The organism is Marinomonas sp. FW-1 (assembly GCF_005222245.1).
Lineage (GTDB): Bacteria > Pseudomonadota > Gammaproteobacteria > Pseudomonadales > Marinomonadaceae > Marinomonas > Marinomonas alcarazii.
Genome location: NZ_CP025987.1, coordinates 676,348 through 692,994 on the forward strand (window position 1 = coordinate 676,348; position 16,647 = coordinate 692,994).

Consider the following 16,647-nt stretch of genomic DNA (forward strand, 5'->3'; position numbering starts at 1 on the left):
AAAATAATACTGTATAAATGTACAGTATTATTTTCCCGTTTGTCTAGTGCTTTTATTTGTTGATATGAGCAATGGTTGTTAAAGTTACGCCCTTGATGAAGGAAACCATTTTATGTCGATCGATTTCTCCCAGTTAGACTTTTCTATTGTAATGGATCATGTTGAGATCGTTTTAACACTCGCTTGGGTTTTGCTGTCCTACATAGTGAGACGTTATACAAAGCGAGCTATACGTCTTCACCAAAAAATCGAACATGATAAAAAACGTCAGAGAATCAACACGGTAGATAACATTTTCAACCTGTTTTTAGTGGTTGGTTTGGTGCTTATTTGGTCTTCTGAGCTGCAAAGTATCGCCATTTCAATTGCCGCATTCATGGTGGCTTTGGTCATTGCCACAAAGGAATTTATTGCTTGCATTATTGGTGCATTTTATCGAGCAAGTACTCGCCCTTATCAGGTTGGTGATTGGATTCGAATTGCTAACTATGAAGGTGAAGTAACAGATAGCGATTGGCTATCCACTACTTTATTTGAAGTGGACTTAAAAGGTGGCACATATTCCTACACGGGTCGAACCACAGTTGTGCCCAACAGTGTGCTGTTATTACAAACGGTTCAGAACTTAAACTATATGCGTCGTTATGTGACTCACACATTTTCTATTGCGCGCGCCACGGATGATGTGAATTTGTTTACCATAAAAGAGCAAATACTGGAAAAAATTCGTGGTTACAGTGAGCATTTTCATGACGTTGCTATTCGTTATAACAGCCTTATTGAAAAACGTTTGGATATCAAAATTTCTGGTCCTGAACCTCGAGTGCGTATTACGACCACGGTGGAAGGCTTTAACATTTTTACGATTTCTCTTTTTTGCCCGACAGAAGAAGCGGTCGAAATTGAACAAAAAGTGACGGAAGATTTTATGGCGTTTTGGTACGCAAGTCGTGATGCTAGGTTAGATGCAGCGAGGGCAGATCAATGAGTCAAACTCGTACATTAACGCTAGTATGTTTAATTTGTATCACTTTATTAACAGCGGGCTGTAATAGTTTTCGTGTCACAGAAAGTAAGGTTAACGAAGAAGTCGCACAGCAACTTGCTAAACCTCAACAAAATCAAATTGAGCTAACACTAGATGGTAATACCCTAAACTTGGATTTTTTGGTTAGCTCTGCAAATATTGATTTTACTGAGCGTGATGGCGGTTTAGTGTTGGTGGATCTTATTGGCAAAATCACAGGAACCGTAACCGCATTCGGTCAGAACTTTTCGCTCACGACAAGAGTGAACCCTTCTTTTGAATCCGGTGTTCGGATTGAAGAAGATCGACTTTATTTAGTGGCACCAAAAATTACTAAGATTGAAGTCGAAGGCTCAAGCTTTAGTGATAAGTTGCTGCGTTCTACTTTAGGGCCATTACATGAAGATTTTGAAAGGGCTTTTGTACAGTACTTTGATGGGCATCCTGTGTATGTTTTGAATCACTCGCCATTTGAGAAGGCAGCAGCGGTTATGGTGAAAGACATTATTATCAAGGAAGACTCGTTAGAGCTTTCTATCTTTTAGGTAAGACTTTGGTTAAGGGTCTAGGTAAGTTTCTTCATAGCCACTATAATGCCCGAATATTATATAACCAGATATTAAGGAAACATCATGTCGATTGCAGACAATCAAGTCGTTCAATTTCATTATACTTTGCGCCATGGCGAAGAGCTGATTGAGACTTCTGCAGGTAAAGATCCTGCGGCGTATTTACATGGCCACGGTAATGTTATTCCTGGGCTTGAAAAAGCAATGGAAGGCAAAGAGGTTGGTGACGAGTTTGAAGTCACTGTTGCGTGTGCTGATGCCTATGGCGAGCGCCATGAAGATCGTCAGCAACAAGTGCCGGTAAAACATTTACAGGGTGCGAAACGCTGGAAAGCGGGCATGGTCGCTATGGTACAAACTGACAAAGGCATGCGTCAGGTGACCGTGGTTAAAGTTGGTTTGAAGCACGCTACTGTTGATTTGAACCACCCATTGTCTGGTAAAGATCTAACGTTCAATATTCAAATTGTTGATGCTCGTGAAGCAACGAATGATGAAATTGCGCACGGCCATGCGCACGGTGTTGGTGGTCATCACCACTAAGAGCAAGAGTGCTTTAACAACAAAATAAGGCTATTTCCCAAAAGCCCCTGTTGCGGATAACGCAGCGGGGGTTTTTGTATTTCTGAGCTTGTATTTTTTAAATGAGCAGAGAAAGACTGATTTTAATCAAGTGATTGCAGCAAATATTAAAATTTAATAAGAATCGTTATCAACTGCTTGACAGATCTCGTCGCCGTGCACATTATTGATAATAGTTATCATTTATATTTTGTGTGTTCTATTTTAGAGGGCGAAGCAATGAGTCATTATTTAGTGCCATTTTCAGTGCTCGAGCAGACTATTCAGGGAGGGCAGTGTGCAGACTCCCCAGAAGTGCTCTATCATTATTTGAAACTAACGGAAGAGTATGCCGAACGCTTAAGCATCCCCGATGCGACGTTATTGCATCAAAGAGTGTTTAATGTGTTGCTGGACACTGTATGTGATACCAGAGTGGTGCCTCATTGGCGACAAACGTGTTTAGACAAGGTGTATTTGCCTCTGTCGCATCTTAAACAATTAATTGTGACGTATCAGGATGCAAAAAATTATTTCAAGATGGAGCACAGTTTACGCATTTTGAGTCACTACTTTATCTCTTCCTTTGAATAATAAGGACCACATAGACTAATGAAAATGCGTATTGAAAAAGACAGTATGGGCGAACTAGAGGTCCCTGAAAAAGCACTTTACGGTGCTCAAACCCAGCGCGCTATTAATAATTTCCCAATCAGTGACGAGCCCCTTCCAGAAGCTTTTATTCGCGCGCTTATTCTTATTAAAGCGGCCGCGGCACGAGCGAATGAGTCCCTTGAATGCATTACCCCAGAGATGTCGAAAGCGATACAAAACGCCTGTGATGAGCTGTTAGATGGTGACGACCTTATGCAGCATTTCCCTGTCGATGTTTTCCAAACGGGCTCTGGCACCAGTTCGAATATGAACGCCAATGAAGTGATAGCCACATTAGCCAACGCGTATTATCGTTCAGAAGAAGGCGGTTCAACGGTTAATCCCAATGATCATGTGAATTACGGACAGAGTAGTAATGATGTGATTCCAAGTGCTATTCATGTGAGTGCGACATTAGAATTAACTGGTCATCTGTTGCCCGCCTTGGTTCATTTGAAAGAGACGATCCTTGAGAAGGGTCATGCATTGGCTAAGTACACCAAAACAGGTCGAACACATTTGATGGACGCTATGCCTGTACGTTTGGATCAAACTTTTCATTCGTGGGCGGCGCAACTGCAAGACAATATTGATAACTTAACGTACCTAGAAGCCAAGACAACGAAACTTGCTCAAGGCGGAACCGCCGTTGGTACTGGCATTAATGCACACCCAGAGTTTGCTGAACTATTTGCCAAAGAGTTGTCTTATTTAACAAATGTGACCTTTAGCAAAGGCGATAATTTTTTCGCTTTGATTGGCTCTCAAGATACGGCCGTTGCCTTATCGGGTCAGTTAAAGGCTGTTGCTGTGACCTATATGAAAATTGCCAATGACCTGCGTTGGATGAATTCTGGTCCACTAGCGGGTTTAGGGGAAATTTCTTTACAAGCTTTGCAGCCAGGTTCGTCTATTATGCCGGGCAAAGTGAATCCGGTGATTCCGGAAGCAACGGCTATGGTCGCTGCGCAAGTGATTGGTAACGACGCAGCCATCACCATTGGCGGTCAGTCGGGCAATTTTGAATTGAACGTCATGTTACCAATGATTGCTAAGAATCTGTTAAACAGCATTAAGTTATTGGCAAACAGTGGGCAAGTGTTGGCGGATAATGCCATTGCCACGCTAACCGTCAATGAAGATAAATTGAATGAAGCATTACATCGTAATCCAATTTTAGTGACAGCATTAAACCCAATTATAGGTTATGGTAAAGCAGCAGAAATCGCGAAAAAAGCCTATAAAGAAGGTCGCCCAGTAGTGGATGTTGCAGAAGAAGACACAGAGTTAAGTCGAGAGGAATTACTCTCCTTGCTCGACCCAGCCAAGTTAACTCATGGTGGGTTGTAGTTTCTTTATTTGGTTGTTCCCTTTCCAAATATAGAAAAACCGAGCCAGCGTTCGCGCTGGCTTTTTTTATGCTTAATTACTCTAGCGCTTTATCGACAGCGGCTTTAGCGTGAATATAAGTGGTATCAAACAAAGGCACAGTGACGTGTTCTTGCTTTAGTAATAAAGTGATTTCCGTGCAGCCTTCGATGACGGCTTGTGCTCCGGCTGCTTGAAGTCGATTAACGATGTCGATATAAATTTGTCTCGATTCAGGAAGAATTTTACCGAGACATAATTCCTCGTAAATAATTCTATGTATCTCGCCCCTGTCTTGCTTCGATGGTGTAATAACCTCTAAGCCATATTGATCCTCTAGACGCTTAATATAGAAGTCTTCTTCCATCGAATAGCGTGTACCAATAAAGCCTACTTTTTGATGCATCTGCTTCACAAGCTCCTTGGCGGTGGCATCGGCAATATGCAGCAAAGGGATCTGTATTGCGCTTTGAACAACATCCGCCACCTTGTGCATAGTGTTGGTGGCAATAAGAATGAAATCAGCCTGAGCTTTCTCTAAACGTTTGGCTTCAGCGGTCAGTATTTCGCCAAGTTGCATCCAATCGCCCTGATGTTGCAAGCGCTCAATCTCGGCAAAATCCACACTGTTTAAAATGACCTTTGCTGAATGCAATCCGCCAAGGCGCTGCTTGGTTAACTCATTGATGGTTTTGTAGTACAAAGCGGAAGACTCCCAACTCATGCCACCAATAATGCCGATTGTTTTCATGCCTGTATCCTTTATTTTTATCGTGAATACATAAAGTCTAACGGGCTTATTTAACCGCTGTAATGTACAGATGGAAAAAATAAGCCGTGGAACTGTAATGACTTATTCGTTTAAAGCGCTCTGGTCATAAACACGCTATAAGGATCCAGTTTGTAATCGGAAAAGGGGCCGCATTCATTAAAGTCATGCTTGGCGTAAAGCTTTCTTGCTGGCGCGAAGAAGTCTTGTGATCCAGTTTCTAAGCTGATTTTATTGAGCCCTTTTTGCTTGGCTGCATCGATGATATGACGAAGTAGGGTAGAAGCAACGCCCTTATTGCGAGCTGCGCTGGTGGTGCGCATGGATTTAATTTCGCCATGTGTTTCGTCTAGTACTTTTAGCGCGCCACAGCCGAGTAATTGGCTATCTTCCCAAACCGTCCAAAAGGTAATGTTTGGTTTTTTTAGTCCTTCTAGATCTAATGCAAAAACACATTCTGGAGGGGATGCAGCAAACATATCTTCAAGGTGTTCTGTGAGTAATTGTTTGACTTCTGGGCCAGATAAATCGTCGATTCTGATGTCCATTTAGTGTTCTTTCCTTACTGAAAATAATGGGTTATTTGATACGCCAAAGTAAGCAATTTTTGTACCTTAATTTAGTGTATTTTAGTCGTTAAACAAAAGTGTATACTGAAACGCAAACAGGCTAAAAAAGGAGACAGAGACAGTATGGCAATTCCGTTTCGTTTGCGCCCCGCTGAAATGAAAGACGCCGAATTTTTGCTTGCATGGCGTAATGATCCTGCCACGCGGGAAGCCTCTCATAATCAAGATGTCATTGGTTTAGATGACCATATTAAATGGTTGAGTAATTCTCTGAATAAACCGGACTTACGCTTGTTGTGGATTGCTGAGATGGATGGTCTGGCGGTCGGAACCTGTCGTGCTGACAGATTAGAATATGCGTGGGAAGTGTCTTGGACAGTTGCACCAGAAGCCCGCGGAAAAGGCATTGCTCATCAAATGCTGTCCAAATTGGTGCATAGCTTTAATGAACCATTAGTGGCGCAAGTGAAGCCTGATAACATTGCGTCTATGAAAGTGGCAGAGCGAGCCGGTTTTGTTCTAGATAAACAAGAAAACGGTGTGCTGTTTTATATTTATCCTAGCACCCCGTCTATTGCAGATTAATCATCAAAGCGAATGCGAACCTTAGGCTCGTCAGGCTTTTTCTCGGCAGGTTTACGCAGAGGATCGACCAGTTTTTCCAAACCGTTGATTTTGATTTCCAACGCTAGCTGCAACCATTGCCCCAGATTGCCATTCGGCCAGCCTTCGTGGGCAAACCATAATAAATAGGCTTCTGGCAGATCGATCAAAACACGACCTTGGTATTTCCCAAATGGCATGGTTTGACGAGCAACTTGAACGAGATCTTCTTGTGAAAACATGGGCTTCGCTTAGTGATGCTTAAAGGGTGAGTGTGTGGGCGTATTTAACCATACGTGAGTTATTTGGCAAACGGTGGATCTTGTTTAAAACGCTGAATCAGATAATCACAAATGCTTTGTAGCTTAGGCGATGGCTGACGCACTTTAGGGTAAACCAGCCAAACACCGCTGTAGGGATACTGATATTGCGTCAACAAGGGAATGAGCTTGCCACTGGCAAGGTCATCGGCGACATAATAATCTGGTAGCTGAGCAATCCCCAAGCCTTTACGAACGGCATCGAGCAAAGCGGGCCCAGAATTACTGCGCCAGTTGCTGTTAACTTTTACTTCTTTGCGCTGTCCATCTTGCTGAAACAACCAGTGAGTTTTTGAACCAATTAGGCAGCTGTGTTTGCTTAACTCAGCCAGAGTATGCGGCATGCCGTGCTGGTCTATGTATTCTCTCGACGCGCACAGGTATTCCTCTCGGTCACATAAGCGGCGTGACAAATGACTCGAATCCTTCATAGCACCCATGCGAATGGCAAGATCATAACCTTCTTCTATCAAATCTACCGATCGATTCGTTAGGTGAAAATCCAGTTCTATCTTTGGATGATTCAGCAAAAAGTCATTCATTAATGGTGCAATGTAACGTTCGCCAAAGGTCGTGGCACAAGTCATTTTAAATGAGCCTATCGGCGCTTGATTGAGTGTTGAAATAACTTCTTCGGCGCTACTTAAGGCTTCAGGCAAACCTCGGCAGTGTTGGTAATACAGCTCACCCGCATCACTTAAACGAATACGACGTGTGGTTCGAAACAGTAGGGTCGTTTCAAGTTCCGCTTCGAGCTGCGTAATCAATCGACTAATGTGCGAAGCGGATACGCTAAGTTTGACTGCCGCAGCGGAAAAGCTGCCCTGTCTGACAACTTCGACGAATGCTTCCATGGCTTCCCAGTTTTTCATAGTCTTTGGTACCGATAGGTTGAAGGTTAGCTTGTTGCTGGAGTTGTTATATTATAACTAAATTCATCGTTTTTAAAATGATTGTTACTGTATGGCAATAATCATTTTCCAAATTGAGCATTATCCCTGTAATCATTTGCGTCTACACTGATGACATCAAATTGAATCAAAACACACTTTGGAGTACGCAATGAAATGTAAAGCAGCTGTTGCTTGGGGCCCAGGCCAACCTCTTAAAATCGAAGAAGTTGATGTTCAAGATCCACAAAAAGGCGAAGTGCTTGTTCGCATGGTTGCTACCGGCGTTTGTCACACAGATGCGTTCACTTTGTCTGGTGAAGATCCAGAAGGTATTTTCCCTGCTATCCTAGGTCACGAAGGCGCGGGTGTTGTGGAAGCCGTAGGTGAGGGTGTGACTTCTCTTAAAGTAGGAGACCACGTTATCCCACTTTACACAGCGGAATGTGGCGAGTGTAAATTCTGTAAGTCTGGCAAAACAAACCTTTGCCAAGCCGTTCGTGAAACACAAGGTAAAGGCCTTATGCCAGACGGTACTAGCCGTTTCAGCATTAATGGCGAGCCAATTTTCCATTACATGGGCACGTCTACTTTCTCTGAATACAGCGTGGTTCCGGAAATTTCTTTGGCAAAAATCCATGTTGATGCGCCACTAGAAAAAGTTTGTCTACTAGGTTGTGGTATCACAACAGGTATCGGTGCGGTACTAAACACAGCGAAAGTCGAAAAAGGCGATACCGTTGCTGTTTTTGGTTTAGGCGGCATTGGTTTGTCTGTTATCCAAGGCGCTCGTATGGCTGGCGCTTCTCGCATTATCGCCATCGATATCAATGAATCCAAGTTCGAAATGGCTCAGCAGTTCGGTGCGACAGATTGCGTGAATCCGAAAAACTTCGATAAGCCTATTCAGGAAGTAATCGTAGATATGACTGACGGTGGCGTTGATTACTCTTTCGAGTGTATCGGTAACGTACAAGTGATGCGTTCTGCGCTTGAGTGCTGCCACAAAGGTTGGGGCGAATCTATCATCATCGGTGTTGCTGGTGCTGGCCAAGAAATCTCTACACGTCCGTTCCAATTGGTAACTGGCCGAGTCTGGAAAGGTTCTGCTTTTGGTGGTGTAAAAGGCCGCAGCCAATTGCCAGGTTACGTAGAAGATTACATGAACGGCAAGATCGAAATCGATCCATTCGTGACGCACACTATGCCGCTTGAACAGATCAACGAAGCGTTTGATTTGATGCATAAAGGCGAGAGTATTCGTACTGTTATCCTTTTTGACAAATAATCGAGATCTCACCGTTTTGATAAGCCCGCTAAGCGGGCTTTTTTAACACAGTTAAGGAGACAGCTATGGAATTGTTATCCAGTACCAAAAGCTTCGGCGGTTGGTTGAAGCGCTATAAGCATGAAAGCTTGTCAGTGAAAAGCGAAATGACCTTTGCTATTTACCTACCTCCGCAAGCAGAAACGCAAAAAGTGCCAGTCTTATATTGGCTGTCAGGTTTGACTTGTAATGACGAAAACTTCACGCAGAAAGCAGGGGCGTTTCGTAAAGCGGCAGAATTAGGCTTGGCCATTGTTTGTCCTGACACCAGTCCTCGTGGCACGGATTACCCAAACGAACATGAAAGTTACGATTTTGGTTCCGCTGCTGGTTTTTATATTAATGCCACGGTGGAGCCTTATTCAAACACTTATCACATGTACGATTACGTGGTTCAAGAGCTGCCGCATTTGGTTGAAGCCAACTTCCCTGTAACAGACAAGCGTTCTATCTCTGGTCACTCCATGGGTGGTCATGGCGCTTTGATTTGTGCTCTTAAGAACCCAGGCAAGTATCAATCTGTCTCGGCTTTTGCGCCAATCGTTAACCCAACAAACTGTCCTTGGGGCGAAAAAGCCTTCACCGGATACTTGGGCGAGGATAAGAGCACTTGGAAGGAATGGGATGCGACTTTGCTGGTGGAAAACGCAAGTGAACGCTTACCATTGTTTATCGACCAAGGCGAAGCTGACAACTTCCTGGTAGAACAACTTAAGCCAGAAGCTCTAGAAGCAGCTTGTGAAAAAGCCGGACATCCGATCACGCTACGTCGTCAACCGGGCTACGACCACAGCTACTATTTCATCGCCAGCTTTATCGATGATCACCTAGAACATCATTCTAGAGCCTTGAGTTAACACTTAGTTTTCTCTTCATTGGAATCGACAAAAGCGAGCTGCGGCTCGCTTTTTTATTGCTTAACCTATTTAAAACAACATGTAGGGCGGCATGAGCGAAGCGTGATCCGCCGTTTTGTAGGTTGGCCTTTAGGCCAACAACTGCAGATAGAGCAGGTCCGGCGTCTAATTAATTCAATAATGTATGAAGAGAAAAACCAATGTGCTTCTAATATTAGTAATATCTACTAAGTGCAAAGATGTAGTGAAGCAGTCAGATAATTTCGGCTGTATTTTTGATTTAATAAAAAGGAGCGTTAGATGGAAATTAATTATTATATTCCTAAAGACTTACCAATGAATTTTTTGCGTAGGATTAATTGTATTCCTATTGAAGAAGTAGAAATACAGCAATTTGAAAATACAATCCAAAACTACTGCTTGGATAATGTGACAAAGTATTTGAATTCAAACAATGGATCAATTCAATATGGTTGGATATTTTCAATGTTAGGGCGATTTGTCTTAAAGACACACGCTCATGCTGTAGTTCATATGGAGGATGGAAGATTAATTTGTGTTACTCCACCAGAATCAAAAATAGCGAAAATAAAGTTTGTCAGAGATGAATCAGTTAAAGACTTGATTGTTAATAATAGATTGCCAGTGAAAAGCTACGCGCTAGTTGAGAGTTTAATTATAGAAAAATTCGTTAGTTTTGAAAACGAACAAGATGTAGTAAGATTGAATGGAGATAGTGCTAAAGTTAATGAAATATATTCAGAGAAATTGCTGCTAGCATCAGAATTTTTTACTTATGTTTCTAATAATACTCGAAAAGACGATCCTTGTTATTGTGGATCATCTAAGAAGTTTAAAAAGTGCTGTGGAAAAAAACGCTAGGTATGTTTAAGTAAAAATGCATTTAACAAGGAAAGTAATCCTATGAACTTCACCATCCGAACAGCAAGAATCGAAGACTTAGAGTTGATTCAAACATTAATTAATCGCTCGACTCGCGAGCTTCAGCGTGGGTTTTATGAGGAATCAGAGATTGACGCGGCGTTGGAGTTGATTGGTGGTTTAGATGTTCTCATTCAATCTGGACAGTATTTTGTTGCTGAAAATGATGGCTGTATTGCTGGCTGTGGCGGTGTATCTCTTTTATTGGATGAAGAAACGAGTGCCGAGATTCGAGGCTTCTTTGTTGCTCCTGAATACGCCAGAAAAGGTGTCGCTTCAAGTGTGTTTGATTATTGTGAAAAGTATTGTTCTGAAAGAGGTGTTAAGTCGTTATTTTTAGCCTCTACTTTGTCGGGTGAGCCTTTTTATAGTAAGCGAGGATTTACCGAGATTGGACGAGTGAAAGAGCCGCTTTCAAATGGCCAATTTTTTGAGTTGATAAATATGGAAAAGAGGCTTTAATATTTCAATAGTCGCAAAACGTCCGTCTTGATGTACGTACTTTAATAAGTATAAATTGCTCATAATTTAAACAAATTCGAGGTGTGTGATGGCTGGAATGACGGCAACAGAAGCACGTAGTAATTTGTACCGGCTTATTGATGAAGCGGCTGATTCTAATCAGCCTATAATCATTTCTGGTAAGCGTAATAATGCGGTTTTAGTATCGGAATAAGATTGGTCTGCAATTCAGGAAACGCTGCTTTTACTATCAGTGCCTAATTTGCGTGAGTCTATCCGAGAAGGGATAGATGCTTCTGCTAGAGAGTGTGATGAGGAGTTAGATTGGTGACATGGAAGTTGATTTATACAAAGCAAGCTCAGAAGGATGCAAAAAAATTAGCGTCTAGTGGGCTGAAACCAAAAGCTCAAGAGTTACTCAGTTTGGTTGCGCAGAACCCCTTTCAAAAGCCCCCTCCGTTTGAAAAGTTAGTTGGTGATTTGTTAGGTGTTTATTCACGCAGAATTAACATCCTGCATCGACTCGTTTATCAAGTTTTAGACGCTGAGGGAATGGTAAAAGTGCTTAGGCTTTGGAGCCATTATGAGTAGCGCCCTTATTAGTCAGAATAGGCCCAATTATGCAATCTTTTGATGAGCTAATCGCGTTAGATAAACCCCTTTATTTTCCCTTCAACTGTCCAATCAACAGCGAGGATGAATTAGCATGATTGTGTATCGCCAAGCGGAATTAGATGAACTGTTTGAACTGAAGAAATTACTTTGGAATCAAGGCCCAAACGAATGGAATTACTTAACCGAAGAAGGTGTTGATGCTGAATTCACGTTGATAGAACAAGGCTCGGCGGCGGCGATGGTGGCGGTTGATTCCGATAAAGAACAAATTATAGGCTTTGCTGTTTTGATTGATGGATCGGTCAGTCCCGATTATTTGACCAAGTATTCTGCCCTCAATGAGTTTTGTTTTATCGGTGATGTGGTTGTTTCTCAGGCATATTCAGGTCAGGGCATTGCGACAAAGTTGCTTGAGTGTTGTATTAAAGAGGCGAAAGAGAAGCAAGTGCAAACCGTGTTGATTGAACGTCATGAAGAGAACCTAGCCTCTGCGGGCATGATGAGAAAGGCGGGCTTTCAGGTTGTGGATACCTTTTATGACCCAGACAAAAGATCATCAGGCTCAAGGAAGACTTCTGTCTTGGAATACTGCATAGAGTAGAGGTTAAGCACTCAAACCGTTTCGTTTGTCCCTTTAACCCTTCATGTCATACTAAACCGTATTGTTTATCTTGCGATTATTGGTGTTGTCTGATGTTAGTATTGTCAGTGTTTTTTGTAGAAAGCTAATTAATAGGGAACATAGTTAGATGAGTATTTTCTCAATCATTTTAAAAAAAGGCGTGTTAGGCGTTTTTTTAATTCTTGGCGCGTTGCTACTAAATGCGTGCAGCCCAGCTCCGGTTATGAAGTCGACAGTGGACGAAAAGCAGTTAGAAGAGATCCAATGCACGCCATCTCAGCGTGAAGGGTTTAGTCATCTAGAAGATTGTCTGATGGGATATAAGGGCAAACCCTTTACTGGATTAGCAGTAAAAGGTGACCCAGCGGACTATTTTAGTGCGACGATGTACCAAAAAGGTAAGCAAGATGGTGTTAGTTATTCTTCAAGAAAAGGTCGGTTAACATCGCAGGATCGTTTTAAAGATGGGCTGAGAAGTGGTGAGAGTACTCAGTACGACTCGTATGACGGCAAGTTGGTGTCTCGAATTATCTATTTAGATGGGCAAAAGCTTGAAGCCTTCTATTACGATGATGGCATTATTACCAGCTATTACCGTTTTAAGGAGGGGAAAGAAATTGAGTATACCCGTTATAACCTTGGATTGAAGTGGCGTCGAACCTTTTATCAAGGTGATCGAAAGTTGCTGGAAGAATCTACTTATTATGCTAATGGTCAATTAGAAAGTGTCAGAATCAGACTAGATAACAGTCTTAAGCTACTTGATAGAACAGATTATTATTCGAATGGCAAAGTTGAGATGCAGTTTTATTTTGATGAAAAAAACAATACAGTGCAGGAGCTTTTTTATTGGCGGAACGGTCAACGTAGAAGAGATTCAAACTATGTGTACGATGGTCGTTATCTCAAGTTAGATGGTGAGTATCGCTCCTTTTGTGAAGAAGATGGGCGTTTGAACGAAGTATCTCATTATCGAATGGGGGTTTTACACGGCGTCAGCGAAGAATTTTATTGTAACGGTCAAAGAAAGACGTCCACTCTCCATTACGAACAGGGCGTGATTGTTGACAAAGAAGTGGCGACCTATAGAGATGATGGTGCGTTCTACAAAGTGGAAAAAATGGACGGCAAGGGAAATATCCTTAAGACGTTACATTATGATGCAGAAGGTAAGTATCGGCCTGATTGGTAGGTGGTTTTGGTGTTTTATTTTTAATGAAACTTTTGCACGACTACTGCGCTTGCCAATACTTTGTTAAAAACAGACTTAAAATGCTCATTTATAACCCATGAGCTCGGTTTTGGCTTCGCTCGTGACTTCGTGCAAAGGTCTCTAATATTACTCACGCATTTTGATAAGTGCTCATTTTGAAGGATTCACAATGAAAGGAATGTTTTTTAAATCGGCGGCTGTTGCGGTTTGCCTGTCTTCCAGTGCAGCGTTTGGCTTTAACTTGGATGTTTTTGGCTGGTTCCAGAAAGACAATTCGATCGACAGCATGATTGAATATGTCCCTGCTGACACGGCACTTTTTTTAGGTGGTGTCTCGAATGAAGAACTTATCACCAGCTCCGATGAGCTTATGGCGCAGCTTAAAGATAACGGTGACGCAGAAGTGATGATGGAGTTGCTTGGGTCTTTGCAACCTAGCAAGGGCTTGGACTTTGTTTCTTGGTTGGTGAAAGACTACTACGATGTCGCCCACAATGGTGGCTTAGAAATATACCAGCATTACGGTCTTGATATTGAAGGCGCGAGTGTTATTTATCTGGATGGGGTTTTTCCTGTTGCGCGCATCGCGTTAGAAAATGAAGAAACGTTTATGAGCTTGATAAAGCAAGCTGCACAAGAAACGGGCGTTACCCTTGGTTCTGAAACGGTAGGTGGTCAAGCGTTAACCACCGTTGAATTAGTAAATGAAGATGGCATCGTGCTGAAGCTAGGCTTTATGATCAAGGATAACGTGCTTACCGCGGCTGTGATATCGGCGAAAGAGAGCAAAGTTGAGCAGGAGCAACGTTTCGCCTTATCGAAGCCTGCGCTGTCAATGCCGGCGGACAGTTGGAAGAACGATGGTGAGGCTTATAATTTCTTAGCTGCTTCCCATGGTTATATTAGTCTACAGAACATCGCGAATGCGATCTTAGATAAAAATTCTCGCGCTCACAAACAAGTAAAAGCATTGGCGGGTGATGACTTGCCAGAATTGAGTGCTGCACAAATGCAATGTAAAGCAGACGTGACTAAGATTGTGTCTGGAGTGCCTCGTCTTGTGTTTGGTGTTAACCGTTATGACGTTCAGGGTGACGATATGGCACTGGACTTTTCTTACGCATTAGAAATTAAAGATGCCAATATTCTCGGTGAGCTAAACAAATTACGCGGGTTTATTCCAAGCTATTTGAATGCCAGTAACGATTTGGCTCTTGGCGTTGGTGTCGGTGTCTCATCTGATGCGTTATCGCCTGTTTTAACCAGCTTGTGGAAACAATTCACAACAGCTGACTTTAGCTGTGAACCATTACTAAAAGCGCAAGCAAAATTGCGTGAACAGAACCCTGCCGCACTTTCTGTATTTACCAGCATGGCGCAAGGTTTATCGGGTGTGAGTGCTGGTATCTTTGATCTTGCAAAAGATGAGAGCAGCCAAATAGGCGTGAAATACGATGCTATTGCGACTCTGACCAGCGATAAGCCAGACGTATTGGCTGCACTTGCCGCTCAGTATATCCCTATGCTTCGCGGTATACAGATTCCAACCGACGGAAGTGCGGTAAATCTAGCTGACAGCGGCTTGCCGATTGATGCGTTCGTGGCGATTAAGGGTAAGCATTTAGTCGCTTACACTGGTGAGAAAAGTCAGCAAATTGCTGAGCAGTTAGTAACGGAAGAAGTGACTCAAAATGGCATGGCTGCCATCACCGTGGATAGCACCAAATTAGGTGATTTGACCATGAATATAGGGCAACTAGGCGCCAACATGGGTCAAGACTGTACCGATCTGTACACTGTCTCAGCGGCACTTACTAGCTTGCCATTTAACTTAAATATTCAAGAAGGCTTTAATGACAAAGGCTATGAAAGTAATTGGTCTATGTATTTTAAAGACGTATCAAATTTCAAAAATATTCAGCGTAAGGATTTGCTAAACAGCTTCAACGTAGAGTACCTAAACGAGCAGTGTGAGTGGGTCGCGGCCGGTGTTGAAACCTTTAATGAAGGTGGCGAGGGGATATTTGTTGATCAGGATGAAGTAAACAGCTGTAATATTTACGAAAGCCGTTTCGAATGGCAGTATGCTTTCGGTATGATCGAAGAAACTGGTAGCGAGAGCCAGTACCGTAGTCGCTGCGATAGCGAATGGGAGCAACAGGAAGAAGTTGATTTCGCTTGTCAGATTCTGGGAGCGAAAGAGAACAGCTTTTATTGCCTACACGATGATGGGTACAAGACACTTTATCGCTATACTCAATTGTAATTTATAGGTAAACGCGATAATTAGGGTAGGTGTGCCATCTGGGCCACCTACCATTCTAGTGCACTTGTAGAGTTGTTTAATGAGTCTTATTTAAACGCATTCAATGGAATTTTTAGATAGGACAACCCATTGTCTTCTGGTTTCGGCATGTGTCCTGCTCGCATGTTGATTTGTAACGCCGGTAAAATCAGGCGAGGCATGGCCAAGGTTTTATCGCGAGTTTCACGCAGTTCAACAAAGGTTTTTTTGCTGATACTTTCTTTCACGTGGATATTTAATTCACGCTGTTCTTTTACTGTGGTTTGGTATTTCAACTCACGACCATTCGGGCAGTAGTCATGGCACATGAAGATTCTGTACTCTTCAGGAAGTGCCAATATTTTTTGTACGGAATCGTATAGCACGCCAGCGTCTCCACCGGGGAAGTCTGCACGTGCCGTGCCAGCATCTGGCATAAATAAAGTATCACCAACAAACACCGCATCACCTATAACATGAGTAAAGCAAGCTGGTGTGTGGCCCGGGGTGTGAATCGCTGTGCATTGCATTTCACCAATATAAAACTGCTCGCCATCTTCGAATAAAAAGTCAAATTGAGAGCCGTCATGCAAGAAGTCAGCGCCTTCGTTAAAGACTTTGGCAAAGGTCTCTTGCACTGTGGTGATGTGTTTGCCAATTGCAATTTTGCCACCCAATTTTTTCTGGATATAGGGTGCAGCAGAAAGGTGATCTGCGTGAACATGTGTTTCGATTAGCCATTCCAATTTGAGCTTGTTGGTGGTGATGTAGTCAATAATGTCATCAGCGCTTTTATGTGAAGTACTTCCGGAGGCATAATCAAAATCCAATACGCTATCGATGATGGCGCAGCTAGAAGAGGCTGGGTCTTTCACCACATAGGAAAAAGTACTGGAGTCTTTATCAAAGAAAGCGGCTACGTCTGGTTTGCTTTGGTTGGTCTGTTTCATAGTTCACCTGATGGTCATGCTTTGCTTGGCGTATGAGTGGCTTGC

At 42.7% G+C, this 16,647-nt stretch carries 19 protein-coding genes and 1 pseudogene; 15 read left to right on the forward strand and 5 right to left on the reverse strand.

Translation table 11 applies throughout. From position 1 onward, the window contains the following. The first annotated feature begins 112 nt into the window (after positions 1 to 112). The 5 genes from C1X04_RS03115 (at position 113) to C1X04_RS03135 (ending at position 4,161) form a co-directional block, all read left to right on the forward strand. On the forward strand, positions 113 to 988 hold the full coding sequence (locus tag C1X04_RS03115; protein ID WP_137169145.1) for a mechanosensitive ion channel family protein: 876 nt from the start codon (positions 113 to 115) through the stop codon (positions 986 to 988). Beyond that, complete coding sequence (locus tag C1X04_RS03120; protein ID WP_110575837.1) at positions 985 to 1,572, forward strand: DUF1439 domain-containing protein; 588 nt, start codon at positions 985 to 987, stop codon at positions 1,570 to 1,572. The genes C1X04_RS03115 and C1X04_RS03120 overlap by 4 nt, the downstream gene beginning before the upstream one ends. Before the next feature lie 87 nt (positions 1,573 to 1,659). After that, positions 1,660 to 2,139 carry a peptidylprolyl isomerase gene (locus C1X04_RS03125; RefSeq protein ID WP_110575835.1) on the forward strand — a complete coding sequence of 160 codons (480 nt, stop codon included), beginning with the start codon at positions 1,660 to 1,662 and terminating at the stop codon, positions 2,137 to 2,139. Between the two features lie 258 nt (positions 2,140 to 2,397). Beyond that, a complete protein-coding gene (locus C1X04_RS03130; RefSeq protein ID WP_110575833.1) occupies positions 2,398 to 2,751 on the forward strand; it encodes a hypothetical protein in 354 nt (117 codons plus the stop codon). Between the two features lie 18 nt (positions 2,752 to 2,769). Beyond that, positions 2,770 to 4,161, forward strand: a complete 1,392-nt coding sequence (locus C1X04_RS03135; protein ID WP_137169146.1) for an aspartate ammonia-lyase — start codon at positions 2,770 to 2,772, stop codon at positions 4,159 to 4,161. Between the two features lie 76 nt (positions 4,162 to 4,237). On the opposite strand, the gene C1X04_RS03140 is transcribed toward C1X04_RS03135, so the two are convergent. Continuing rightward, positions 4,238 to 4,930 carry an aspartate/glutamate racemase family protein gene (locus tag C1X04_RS03140; protein WP_137169147.1) on the reverse strand — a complete coding sequence of 231 codons (693 nt, stop codon included), beginning with the start codon at positions 4,928 to 4,930 and terminating at the stop codon, positions 4,238 to 4,240. A 110-nt stretch (positions 4,931 to 5,040) separates the two neighbouring features. Continuing rightward, positions 5,041 to 5,496, reverse strand: coding sequence for a GNAT family N-acetyltransferase (locus C1X04_RS03145; protein ID WP_137169148.1), 456 nt, complete (start codon positions 5,494 to 5,496; stop codon positions 5,041 to 5,043). A gap of 144 nt (positions 5,497 to 5,640) precedes the next feature. On the opposite strand from C1X04_RS03145, the gene C1X04_RS03150 reads away from it, so the two are divergent. Beyond that, complete coding sequence (locus tag C1X04_RS03150; protein WP_137169149.1) at positions 5,641 to 6,102, forward strand: GNAT family N-acetyltransferase; 462 nt, start codon at positions 5,641 to 5,643, stop codon at positions 6,100 to 6,102. Here C1X04_RS03150 and C1X04_RS03155 read toward each other — a convergent pair. Both C1X04_RS03155 and C1X04_RS03160 read right to left on the reverse strand, forming a co-directional pair. After that, positions 6,099 to 6,362: a DUF3820 family protein gene (locus C1X04_RS03155; protein WP_110575824.1), complete on the reverse strand. Its 264-nt coding sequence runs from the start codon at positions 6,360 to 6,362 to the stop codon at positions 6,099 to 6,101. The genes C1X04_RS03150 and C1X04_RS03155 overlap by 4 nt on opposite strands. A 59-nt stretch (positions 6,363 to 6,421) precedes the next feature. Next, complete coding sequence (locus C1X04_RS03160) at positions 6,422 to 7,312, reverse strand: LysR family transcriptional regulator (RefSeq protein ID WP_110575822.1); 891 nt, start codon at positions 7,310 to 7,312, stop codon at positions 6,422 to 6,424. A gap of 190 nt (positions 7,313 to 7,502) precedes the next feature. Here C1X04_RS03160 and C1X04_RS03165 point away from each other — a divergent pair, with 190 nt between their 5' ends. From C1X04_RS03165 to C1X04_RS03205, 9 genes and pseudogenes are all read left to right on the forward strand, one after another. Beyond that, positions 7,503 to 8,618 (forward strand): S-(hydroxymethyl)glutathione dehydrogenase/class III alcohol dehydrogenase, encoded by a 1,116-nt coding sequence (locus C1X04_RS03165; RefSeq protein ID WP_137169150.1) that lies wholly within the window; start codon positions 7,503 to 7,505, stop codon positions 8,616 to 8,618. 65 nt (positions 8,619 to 8,683) lie between these two features. After that, positions 8,684 to 9,514 (forward strand): S-formylglutathione hydrolase, encoded by an 831-nt coding sequence (fghA, locus tag C1X04_RS03170; protein WP_137169151.1) that lies wholly within the window; start codon positions 8,684 to 8,686, stop codon positions 9,512 to 9,514. 300 nt (positions 9,515 to 9,814) lie between these two features. Beyond that, a complete protein-coding gene (locus C1X04_RS03175) occupies positions 9,815 to 10,396 on the forward strand; it encodes an SEC-C metal-binding domain-containing protein (RefSeq protein WP_137169152.1) in 582 nt (193 codons plus the stop codon). A gap of 42 nt (positions 10,397 to 10,438) precedes the next feature. Further along, positions 10,439 to 10,918, forward strand: coding sequence for a GNAT family N-acetyltransferase (locus tag C1X04_RS03180; RefSeq protein WP_110575814.1), 480 nt, complete (start codon positions 10,439 to 10,441; stop codon positions 10,916 to 10,918). Positions 10,919 to 11,006: 88 nt separating this feature from the next. Next, a pseudogene (locus C1X04_RS03185) lies at positions 11,007 to 11,249 on the forward strand (type II toxin-antitoxin system Phd/YefM family antitoxin). After that, a complete protein-coding gene (locus C1X04_RS03190) occupies positions 11,246 to 11,509 on the forward strand; it encodes a Txe/YoeB family addiction module toxin (RefSeq protein ID WP_137169153.1) in 264 nt (87 codons plus the stop codon). Before C1X04_RS03185 ends, C1X04_RS03190 begins: the two are co-directional and overlap by 4 nt. A gap of 115 nt (positions 11,510 to 11,624) precedes the next feature. Next, a complete protein-coding gene (locus C1X04_RS03195) occupies positions 11,625 to 12,134 on the forward strand; it encodes a GNAT family N-acetyltransferase (protein WP_137169154.1) in 510 nt (169 codons plus the stop codon). Between the two features lie 148 nt (positions 12,135 to 12,282). Further along, a complete protein-coding gene (locus C1X04_RS03200) occupies positions 12,283 to 13,347 on the forward strand; it encodes a toxin-antitoxin system YwqK family antitoxin (protein WP_137169155.1) in 1,065 nt (354 codons plus the stop codon). A 190-nt stretch (positions 13,348 to 13,537) separates the two neighbouring features. Then, positions 13,538 to 15,634 (forward strand): hypothetical protein, encoded by a 2,097-nt coding sequence (locus C1X04_RS03205; protein ID WP_137169156.1) that lies wholly within the window; start codon positions 13,538 to 13,540, stop codon positions 15,632 to 15,634. An 86-nt stretch (positions 15,635 to 15,720) separates the two neighbouring features. Here C1X04_RS03205 and C1X04_RS03210 read toward each other — a convergent pair whose 3' ends face one another. Then, the gene (locus tag C1X04_RS03210; protein WP_137169157.1) at positions 15,721 to 16,602 is read right to left on the reverse strand and encodes an MBL fold metallo-hydrolase; all 882 of its coding nucleotides are present in this window, start codon (positions 16,600 to 16,602) and stop codon (positions 15,721 to 15,723) included. Positions 16,603 to 16,647 lie beyond the last annotated feature (45 nt).

Bases quoted from the DNA above. Each gene is read 5' to 3' on its own strand.
- C1X04_RS03115 (WP_137169145.1), top strand. From the start codon at position 113: ATGTCGATCGATTTCTCCCAGTTAGACTTTTCTATTGTAATGGATCAT.
- C1X04_RS03120 (WP_110575837.1), top strand. From the start codon at position 985: ATGAGTCAAACTCGTACATTAACGCTAGTATGTTTAATTTGTATCACT.
- C1X04_RS03125 (WP_110575835.1), top strand. From the start codon at position 1,660: ATGTCGATTGCAGACAATCAAGTCGTTCAATTTCATTATACTTTGCGC.
- C1X04_RS03130 (WP_110575833.1), top strand. From the start codon at position 2,398: ATGAGTCATTATTTAGTGCCATTTTCAGTGCTCGAGCAGACTATTCAG.
- C1X04_RS03135 (WP_137169146.1), top strand. From the start codon at position 2,770: ATGAAAATGCGTATTGAAAAAGACAGTATGGGCGAACTAGAGGTCCCT.
- C1X04_RS03140 (WP_137169147.1), bottom strand. From the start codon at position 4,930: ATGAAAACAATCGGCATTATTGGTGGCATGAGTTGGGAGTCTTCCGCT.
- C1X04_RS03145 (WP_137169148.1), bottom strand. From the start codon at position 5,496: ATGGACATCAGAATCGACGATTTATCTGGCCCAGAAGTCAAACAATTA.
- C1X04_RS03150 (WP_137169149.1), top strand. From the start codon at position 5,641: ATGGCAATTCCGTTTCGTTTGCGCCCCGCTGAAATGAAAGACGCCGAA.
- C1X04_RS03155 (WP_110575824.1), bottom strand. From the start codon at position 6,362: ATGTTTTCACAAGAAGATCTCGTTCAAGTTGCTCGTCAAACCATGCCA.
- C1X04_RS03160 (WP_110575822.1), bottom strand. From the start codon at position 7,312: ATGAAAAACTGGGAAGCCATGGAAGCATTCGTCGAAGTTGTCAGACAG.
- C1X04_RS03165 (WP_137169150.1), top strand. From the start codon at position 7,503: ATGAAATGTAAAGCAGCTGTTGCTTGGGGCCCAGGCCAACCTCTTAAA.
- fghA (WP_137169151.1), top strand. From the start codon at position 8,684: ATGGAATTGTTATCCAGTACCAAAAGCTTCGGCGGTTGGTTGAAGCGC.
- C1X04_RS03175 (WP_137169152.1), top strand. From the start codon at position 9,815: ATGGAAATTAATTATTATATTCCTAAAGACTTACCAATGAATTTTTTG.
- C1X04_RS03180 (WP_110575814.1), top strand. From the start codon at position 10,439: ATGAACTTCACCATCCGAACAGCAAGAATCGAAGACTTAGAGTTGATT.
- C1X04_RS03195 (WP_137169154.1), top strand. From the start codon at position 11,625: ATGATTGTGTATCGCCAAGCGGAATTAGATGAACTGTTTGAACTGAAG.
- C1X04_RS03200 (WP_137169155.1), top strand. From the start codon at position 12,283: ATGAGTATTTTCTCAATCATTTTAAAAAAAGGCGTGTTAGGCGTTTTT.
- C1X04_RS03205 (WP_137169156.1), top strand. From the start codon at position 13,538: ATGAAAGGAATGTTTTTTAAATCGGCGGCTGTTGCGGTTTGCCTGTCT.
- C1X04_RS03210 (WP_137169157.1), bottom strand. From the start codon at position 16,602: ATGAAACAGACCAACCAAAGCAAACCAGACGTAGCCGCTTTCTTTGAT.